The 8,559-nt window shown below is 53.6% G+C and carries 10 protein-coding genes; all 10 read left to right on the top strand.

What is annotated here, in order from left to right:
* Window positions 1-64 precede the first annotated feature (64 nt).
* Window positions 65-133 (top strand): RHS repeat-associated core domain-containing protein, encoded by a 69-nt coding sequence (locus tag NG42_RS23195; RefSeq protein ID WP_241488276.1) that lies wholly within the window; start codon window positions 65-67, stop codon window positions 131-133.
* A 232-nt stretch (window positions 134-365) separates the two neighbouring features.
* Window positions 366-512 (top strand): HNH/endonuclease VII fold putative polymorphic toxin, encoded by a 147-nt coding sequence (locus NG42_RS22535; RefSeq protein WP_156324254.1) that lies wholly within the window; start codon window positions 366-368, stop codon window positions 510-512.
* A 1,052-nt stretch (window positions 513-1,564) separates the two neighbouring features.
* Window positions 1,565-2,521, top strand: coding sequence for a YbgA family protein (locus NG42_RS01160; RefSeq protein ID WP_052896913.1), 957 nt, complete (start codon window positions 1,565-1,567; stop codon window positions 2,519-2,521).
* A gap of 15 nt (window positions 2,522-2,536) precedes the next feature.
* The gene (gene phrB, locus NG42_RS01155; protein WP_052896911.1) at window positions 2,537-3,958 is read left to right on the top strand and encodes a deoxyribodipyrimidine photo-lyase; all 1,422 of its coding nucleotides are present in this window, start codon (window positions 2,537-2,539) and stop codon (window positions 3,956-3,958) included.
* Window positions 3,959-3,970: 12 nt separating this feature from the next.
* Window positions 3,971-4,714: a type 2 GTP cyclohydrolase I gene (locus NG42_RS01150; RefSeq protein WP_052896909.1), complete on the top strand. Its 744-nt coding sequence runs from the start codon at window positions 3,971-3,973 to the stop codon at window positions 4,712-4,714.
* A gap of 180 nt (window positions 4,715-4,894) precedes the next feature.
* Entirely contained in the window at window positions 4,895-5,551 is a 657-nt protein-coding gene (gene pxpB / locus NG42_RS01145) for a 5-oxoprolinase subunit PxpB (protein WP_052896907.1), read from the top strand.
* Window positions 5,545-6,477: a 5-oxoprolinase subunit PxpC gene (gene pxpC, locus NG42_RS01140; protein WP_052896905.1), complete on the top strand. Its 933-nt coding sequence runs from the start codon at window positions 5,545-5,547 to the stop codon at window positions 6,475-6,477. Before pxpB ends, pxpC begins: the two co-directional genes overlap by 7 nt.
* A complete protein-coding gene (gene pxpA, locus NG42_RS01135) occupies window positions 6,467-7,204 on the top strand; it encodes a 5-oxoprolinase subunit PxpA (protein ID WP_052896903.1) in 738 nt (245 codons plus the stop codon). The genes pxpC and pxpA overlap by 11 nt, the downstream gene beginning before the upstream one ends.
* A gap of 65 nt (window positions 7,205-7,269) precedes the next feature.
* Window positions 7,270-7,998 carry a DUF969 domain-containing protein gene (locus NG42_RS01130; protein ID WP_052896901.1) on the top strand — a complete coding sequence of 243 codons (729 nt, stop codon included), beginning with the start codon at window positions 7,270-7,272 and terminating at the stop codon, window positions 7,996-7,998.
* Window positions 7,998-8,559: 5-oxoproline transporter, DUF979 family subunit (locus NG42_RS23190; protein WP_241488275.1), on the top strand; the 562-nt coding region annotated here is incomplete at its 3' end. The genes NG42_RS01130 and NG42_RS23190, both read left to right, overlap by 1 nt.

Here is an 8,559-nt window from a genome sequence, read left to right as displayed (position 1 = left end):
TTAAAACCGAAAGTTATCGTACGATACAACTGTCGGTACTTTTGCGTTACATGAGCCGATTGTGATGGCGGGCGGGCTGAATCTATATGCGTATGCGCCGAATCCGTTAAGCTGGATTGATCCATTGGTTTAACGAGATGTACACCTAGTAAGAAAACAGCCTATGAGGGTGTAAGTCGGCGGGATTCGTTCAGACAGGCCAGACGTCTGGACGTGATGCCGGGATACCTAGCAGTCAGCATCCCTTTGAAGTTAGCCGAGCTAAATTGGGTGATGGTTATGATGGCTTTGTGCGTGGTAAAAATGGTATTCCTGTATAAACCCGGCAATACCATTACAAAGAAAGAAATGGTTCAACTGTCGTTATTCAGGAACCTAGTTTAGGGCATGCTAAAGCAACCCCTTTACATGGCGCTGAACCCCACTTTAATGTAAGGCCGTTGGAACCAGGAACAGGTAACATTTCAACTACCGGAAGTGTTTTTAGCACTCACGGACATTACAACTTTTAGTAAGGTATTAATATGTGGTTTGATAATGCTCTACGCAAAGAAAAAATAGCTCATATGTTTGATGGAGGTTTAGATATATGTAACGCAGAATTTACTGGATTTTCATTTTTTGATCACTTTTCAGTAAGGTTCTCTTTCAATATAAAAAGGGGTTTCGAAGAAATATCCCAAAAAATGGGAAGGTCATGGTTATAGTGCAATTAATTTGGTGCCGGGATTTGACGGGGTGAAAAATTCAGGCGCGAGAGGCGAAGAGTATTTTTTTCTGCGATCCAAAAGTAAACTCTTTACCTGGGGTGGCAACTATTTTAATTGAAAATTAAGACTTTGAAATTTATTGTGAGTCCGAATTTCTAACTATAGAATCAATTAATCCTTATATAGATGAACGATGGGTTAATGTAAGTATATAAAACAGCAGGAGTCAAAAGGGAACGGAACGCTCCTTCATGCGTTATCGATAGGCTCTGCTCCCTGCTACCAGTTGATGCTGCTGTGCGGAGTTTAGGTTTCAGCAAGTACCAGAGCAGAAAAACAATGCTTCACTACAATCATTTTAACCAGTCACGAGAAGCACTATGAAAATTTATGGATATGAGAATGAAAACAGTGAATTAGTCTCTCTTCAGGAAATTTCATGACAAGTAAATATCTCTGAATTAAAATAATTATTCAAGTTTATCACGCATGCAATTAACCCGGTGGAAGGGCGTCGCGACAAATTTGGTGATGAAAATCTTTCAGATTTTATAAAATTATAAAGGCATCCAGATATTATGATCACCAGATAAAAATAAGCCCGAAGTGATCTAAACGATCCTTCCGACTTTTTGTTTTTAGCTTCCATGCTCAGGATCAGCCCCCCTGAACCCACGCCTCTCTCAGCCACTTGCCGGACAGGTAGAGCGCTGAGGTGCTGCGATCGCCGCGTTGCGGTCGGTATCCCACTATACTGCATAACGAATCTTCCTCTGATGTGATCCTTCCCGTGTCACCGCCCGCAGTTTCAGCTACACTTAAAACCTCTACAAGATTTTAGAGGTTGTACAACTATGAGCGAAAAAATTCCGGTAGGAATCAGTGCATGTCTGCTGGGTGACAGCGTCCGGTTTGACGGCGGCCATAAACGTTTTGCCTTCGCCACTGATGAACTCGCTCCCTTTGTGCGCTTTGAACCGGTGTGCCCTGAAATCGCGATAGGTTTAAGTACGCCGCGTCCGGCGCTGCGGCTGGTGAAAGCGCAACAGGATGAGATCGCCCTTTGCTATAGCAAAGAGGGCGGAGAAGATATTACTGACCAGATGCAGGCATTCTCGGCGGAGAAGGTGGCGCATCTACACCATCTGTGCGGCTATATCGTTTGTGCCAAATCGCCAAGCTGCGGTATGGAGCGGGTGCGGGTTTATGAATCCGCGACCAATAACAATCGTAAAGCCGGGGTGGGCGTTTTTACTCGCGAGCTGATGCGCGAAATTCCCTGGCTGCCGGTGGAAGAAGATGGTCGTCTGCATGACGATGCTATTCGTGAAAACTTTGTCGAGCGAGTGTATGCGCTGTATGAGTTTAATCAGCTGTGCAAGACGGGTTTGACCCGACACGGGCTGGTGGCGTTTCACAGCCGTTATAAGCTGCTGCTGCTGGCGCACTCTCAGCCACAATATCGCGAGCTTGGCCGTTTTGTGGCGGCGATAGATCAATGGGATTCGCTGGAGCAGTACGCGGTTGAATATCGTAACCGCCTGATGAGCCTGCTGGCGCAGCAGGCCACGCGCCGCAATCACACCAATGTGCTGATGCATGTGCAAGGCTATTTCCGTAAGCAACTGACTTCGCCACAGCGCCAGGAGCTGGCCGCGTTGATTGACCGTTATCGTCAGGGTATCCAGCCACTGCTGGCACCGATTACTTTACTGAAACACTATATGGCCGAATTTCCGGATGCTTATCTGGCGCAACAGCGTTATTTCGAGCCCTATCCGGAAGCGCTGCGTTTGCGCTACGGCCACTAACACGGCAGGAGTTTTATGACCACCCATCTGGTCTGGCTGCGTAATGATTTGCGCATCAATGATAATACCGCGCTGTATGCGGCGTGCCGCGACACGAAAGCTAACGTCATCGCGCTGTTTATTGCCACACCGGGGCAGTGGCAGCAACATCAGATGGCTGCGCGCCAGGCTGCGTTTATTTATGACAATTTGCAGTTGCTTCAGCAGCAGCTGGCCGAGCGCGGTATCCCGCTGCACTATTTACAATGCGATGATTTTGCAGCGTCGACAGAACAGCTGTCTGAATTTTGTCAGCAGCATCAGGTTGATCGCCTGTTCTATAACTATCAGTATGAAGTTAATGAACGACAACGCGATGCGGCAGTGGAAAAAGTGTTGTTTGATCAGGATATTATTGCGCAGGGATTTGATGACAGCCTGTTGTTACCGCCCGGAAGCGTGCAGACCGGCAATCACGAGATGTACAAAGTGTTTACGCCGTTCAGCAAAGCCTTTGTCAAACGCCTGTTACAGGGCTTGCCGGAGTGCGTGCCCGCGCCGCAAGCGCGTGAGGGCGCACCGCTGAAAACATCACCCCGGCTGGAGCCATTCGATTATCCGCGTCAGTCATACGATCAACAGCTTTTCCCTGCTGGCGAGCAGGCGGCGATTAAACAGTTGCGGCACTTCTGCCAGCAAACGGTGATGGAATATCCCGGCCAGCGCGATCTCCCTGCGACAGACGGCACCAGCAGGTTGTCGGTCTATCTGGCGACCGGCGTGTTATCGCCGCGTCAGTGCCTGCATCGCCTATTAAAGCAGCATCCTAAGGCGCTGGAAGGTGACGATAGCTTTATCTGGCTGAACGAGCTGATCTGGCGTGAGTTTTATCGTCATTTACTGGTGGCGTATCCGGCGCTGTGCCGTCATCAGCCTTTTACCCGCTGGACCAAAAAGGTGCAATGGCGCAAGGATGATCGTCAGCTGAAGGCCTGGCAGCAGGGTAAAACCGGTTATCCGATTGTCGATGCTGCCATGCGCCAGCTCAATACCCTGGGCTGGATGCATAACCGTCTGCGGATGATTACCGCCAGTTTTCTGGTGAAAGATCTGCTGATCGACTGGCGTGAAGGCGAAAGTTATTTTATGTCGCAGCTGATCGATGGCGATCTGGCGGCGAATAACGGCGGCTGGCAGTGGGCGGCGTCCACCGGCACCGATGCGGCTCCCTATTTTCGCATCTTTAACCCGACCACACAGGGCGAACGCTTTGATACTAAAGGTGAGTTTATTCGCCACTGGCTGCCGGAATTGCAGCAAGTGCCCGACGAAGCCATCCATCAGCCACAGCAGTGGGCAAAGAAAAATCAGCAAAAACTCGATTATCCCGAGCCTTTGGTAGACCATAAGGAGGCACGAAAGAGGACACTGGAAGCCTTTGAGGCAGCAAGAAAATAGGCAGGTAAAACAATGCGCAATTCCGAACTGGAACAGATCGTCAACCAGCAGCTCAACACCGCAGCATTTAGCGATTACGCACCGAATGGTTTGCAGGTGGAAGGTCGCGACGAGGTAAAGAAAATCATAACTGGCGTCACGGCGTGTCAGGCGTTGCTGGATGAGGCGGTGCGTCAGCAGGCCGATGCGGTGCTGGTGCATCACGGCTACTTCTGGAAAAACGAAGCGCCGGTGATTAAGGGGATGAAGCGCAATCGCCTGAAGGCGCTGCTGGCCAATGATATTAACCTTTATGGCTGGCATTTGCCGCTGGATGCCCATCCGCAGCTCGGCAATAACGCCCAACTGGCGAAACTGCTGCAAATCGAGGTGCGCGGTGAGATTATGCCGCTGGTGCCGTGGGGTGAATTGAAAGAAGCGCTGACCGGCGAGCAGCTGGCGCAGCGTATTACTGACGTCCTCGGCCGCACGCCGCTGCACTGTGGCGACAATGCGCCGCAGCATATCCGCCGTATTGCCTGGTGCAGCGGCGGTGGGCAGGGCTTTATTGATGACGCGGCAGAATTTGGTGTTGATGCCTTTATCACCGGGGAAGTCTCGGAAAAAACCATTCACAGCGCGCGCGAAAACGGTCTGCACTTTTTTGCTGCGGGTCACCATGCCACTGAACGCGCAGGGATTAAAGCGCTGGGCGAGTGGCTGGCGGAAAACCATGGACTTGACGTCACCTTTATAGATATCGACAATCCCGCCTGATTTTCTCTCTGTTACTGCTTCACTTCTGCCGGAAGTGAGGCAGTAAATTGATTGACACTCATAGAGTAGTTAAGCATAACTGTTTGTCTTAAATGAATAAGCTTATATCCAATTAGCCTGGTATTGCTGCAATACCAGGCTGTGAGGGTATGTCACTTTTAGTCTGTCAGGAGGTGCATATTGCAACGAGCACGCTGTTACCTGTTAGGGGAACGCGCGGTAGTGCTTGAATTGGATCCCCCGGTATCCCTTGCAAGTCAGCAACGTATTTGGGGGCTGAGCGAGCGCCTTAAGAGTTACCCGGAAGTGGTGGAAACCATTCCCGGCATGAACAATTTAACCGTGGTGTTGCATAACCCGCAACAGACCGCACTGGATGCGATTGAACGTCTGCAAAACTGGTGGGAAGAGAGCGAGGCGGTGTTGCCTGAGTCGCGCCAGATTGACATTCCGGTGATTTATGGTGGTGAGGCGGGTCCCGACCTGGAAGAGGTGGCGCGCCATCATCAACTGACGGCGAAGCAGGTAGTGGAATTACACGCCTCGGCGAATTATGTGGTCTATTTTATCGGTTTTCAGCCGGGCTTCCCGTATCTGGGTGGGCTGGACAACCGTCTGCATACCCCGCGTCGCGCTGAGCCACGCGTGATGGTTCCGGCCGGATCGGTGGGGATTGGCGGCAGTCAGACCGGAATCTATCCGCTGGCCTCGCCAGGCGGCTGGCAGCTGATTGGCCGAAGCGATCTGCCGCTGTTTAATCCGCAGCATCAACCACCAACCTTGCTGCGCCCCGGCGACAGCATTCGCTTTGTGCCACAAAAGGAGGGCGTATGCTGACCATTTTTCGTGCCGGAATCAGTACCTCAATTCAGGATGCGGGCCGCACCGGCTGGCGTCAGTATGGCATTGGCCTGAGTGGTGCACTGGATATTCCGGCAATGAAAACCGCTAATCTGCTGGTGGGTAACCCACAGGATAGCGCGGTGCTGGAGATTACCCTTGGCCAGTTTAGCGCCGAATTTGGCCGAGACGGCTGGATAGCGCTGACCGGTGCCGGATGCAACGCCACTATTGATGGTAAACCGGTGTGGACCGGCTGGCGTACGCCGGTGAAAGCCGGGCAAAAGCTGACGCTGGCGATGCCGGCACACGGTATGCGCAGCTATCTGGCGCTGGACGGTGGATTTGATCTGCCGCCGCTGCTGGGTTCTGTCAGTACCGATCTGAAAGCCGGTTTTGGCGGTCAGCACGGCCGTCGGGTTGAAGATGGCGACCAGTTGCCACTGGGACAGCCGACCCATCGCTTCCGCAAAGCGGCGGGCGTGCGTCAGCTGCTGTGGGGAAATCGTCTACGCGCGTTGCCTGGCCCGGAATATCACGAATTCAGCCGTGAATCGCAGGAAGCGTTCTGGCGCACCGGCTGGAAGCTTAGCCCGCAAAGTAACCGCATGGGTTACCGCTTGCAGGGGCGTACGCTGGCGCGTGACAGCGACCGTGAGCTGCTGTCGCACGGTCTGTTGCCAGGTGTGATTCAGGTACCGCCAAACGGTCAGCCGATTGTGTTGATGTCTGATGCACAAACCACCGGCGGTTATCCGCGTATTGCCTGCGTGATCGAAGCGGATCTCTATCATCTGGCGCAAATTCGCCTCGGCGAGCCGATGCATTTTGTTCATTGCACGCTGGATGAAGCGCTGAAAGCAAAACAGCAGCAGCAGCACGTGATCGATCAGATGGCCTGGGGATTAGCAGATGAAAGTTGATCTTAACGCCGATCTCGGTGAAGGCAGCGGCAGCGATCGTCAGCTGTTGCAACTGGTCACTTCCGCCAATATCGCCTGTGGTTTCCATGCCGGTGATGCAGAAACTATGTTGCAGTCGGTACGCTGGGCGCTGGAGTCCGGCGTGGCGATCGGCGCGCATCCGAGCTTCCCCGACCGGGAAAACTTTGGCCGCACCGCCATGCAGCTGCCGCCCGAGACGGTATACGCGCAGGTGGTGTATCAAATCGGCGCATTGAAAGCGATTGTTGAGAGTGAAGGCGGCAGGCTGGCGCATGTGAAGCCGCACGGCATGCTGTATAACCAGGCGGCGGTGGATGCGCAACTGGCGGACGCCATTGCCCGCGCGGTGCAAGCGGTCGATCCGACGTTGATACTGGTCGGGCTGGCGAACAGCGAACTGATCCGTGCCGCTGAGCGGCTGGGTCTGGCGGCGCGTCAGGAAGTGTTTGCTGACCGTGGCTATCAGGCCGAGGGTACGCTGGTGCCGCGTAGTCAGCCAGGTGCAATGATCGACAGCGAATCTCAAGCCATTCAGCAGACGCTGAATATGGTGATGCACGGTAAAGTGCAGAGCATCAGCGGTGAAGAGGTTGCGGTGCGGGCAGACAGCGTCTGTCTGCATGGCGACGGTGCCCATGCGCTGGCGTTTGCCCGTCGCCTGCGTGAAGCCTTTGCGGAGCAGCAGATCACCGTGACCAGCCAATAATTATTTTTGTTTATTTTCTCCGGCTGTCTGGCCGGAGAGTTTTTATTATTTTCGGGGGAGTCCTTATGGAAACTGCTGTTAATCTCTGGCCGCTGATCGGCATCGCGGCAATCATTATCGGCTTTCTGCTGCGCTTTAATCCGGTGCTGGTGGTGATTGCCGCCGGTATTATTACCGGTGTTGCCGCCCATATGCCGATTGAGTCCATTCTGGAAAAGCTGGGATCCGGCTTTCTGAATACCCGTAACCTGGCGTTAATTCTGCTGCTGCCGCTGGCGGTGATTGGCCTGGTGGAGCGCCATGGTCTGAAAGAGCGCGCGCAGAGCTGGATTGCCCATATCAAAAGCGCCACCTCCGGCCGCTTGTTGATTGTTTATCTGTTCGTGCGTGAAGCTACTGCGGCGCTGGGCTTAACCAGCCTCGGCGGCCATCCGCAGATGGTGCGTCCGCTGCTGGCACCGATGGCGGAAGGGGCGGCGCAGAGCCGCTATGGCGAGCTGCCGCCGCAGGTGCGCTACCGTCTGCGCGCCATGTCGGCGGCGACCGATAACGTCGGCCTGTTCTTTGGCGAAGATATCTTTGTCGCCTTTGGGGCGATTATCTTTATGCATAACTTTATGCTGGAGTCCGGCGGGATTCAGACCGAGCCGCTGCATATCGCGCTGTGGGGCATTCCGACCGCTATCTGCGCCTTTATTATTCATGCCGTGCGTTTACATCGGCTGGATAAAACCCTCGCCGCTGAACTGGCGTCTCTGAATACGCAAGCGCTGCAAGCAAAAGGAGACCGCTAATGTTCCAGCAACAGTATCTTTTCTGGCTGGCCGGGGTGATCCTGCTGATCGTGGCGATCATGTCATGGCGCGACAAGGCGAACCCACGTCGTCTGACCACCGGGTTGTTCTGGGGGCTGTATGGTCTGGTATTTCTGATCGGAGACTGGGCGTATTCGCTGATGAATCAGTTTGCCGGATCCGCCGCAGAGGGCCAGCGCTGGCTGCATATTAGCGTCGGCGTGCTGGTGGTGATTATGGCGCTAATCGCCGGTTTTGGCGGCGTTAAGCTGGGTCGTTACCATCAACGTACCGATGAGCAGCGTAAAGAAAGCGCCAGTCGACTGGGTAATAAATTGTTCCTGCCGGCGCTGTCGATTCCGGTGGTGACGGTGATCGGTGTATTGTCGTTTAATAATATTCCCGGCTTAAAAGAAGCCTTTTTTGGTGAAGGTAATCACTCAACGCTGATTACGCTGTTCTCGATGACCGTGGGCTGTATCGTCGGCTGGCTGGTGGCGCTGAAACTGACGCGCGAAGCGCCGGCGCAGTCGCTACAGGAAGCGCGGCGCTTGCTTGACT

The organism is Winslowiella iniecta (assembly GCF_001267535.1).
Classification (GTDB): Bacteria; Pseudomonadota; Gammaproteobacteria; order Enterobacterales; family Enterobacteriaceae; genus Erwinia; species Erwinia iniecta.
This window is presented reverse-complemented; position numbering and strand designations above follow the sequence as displayed.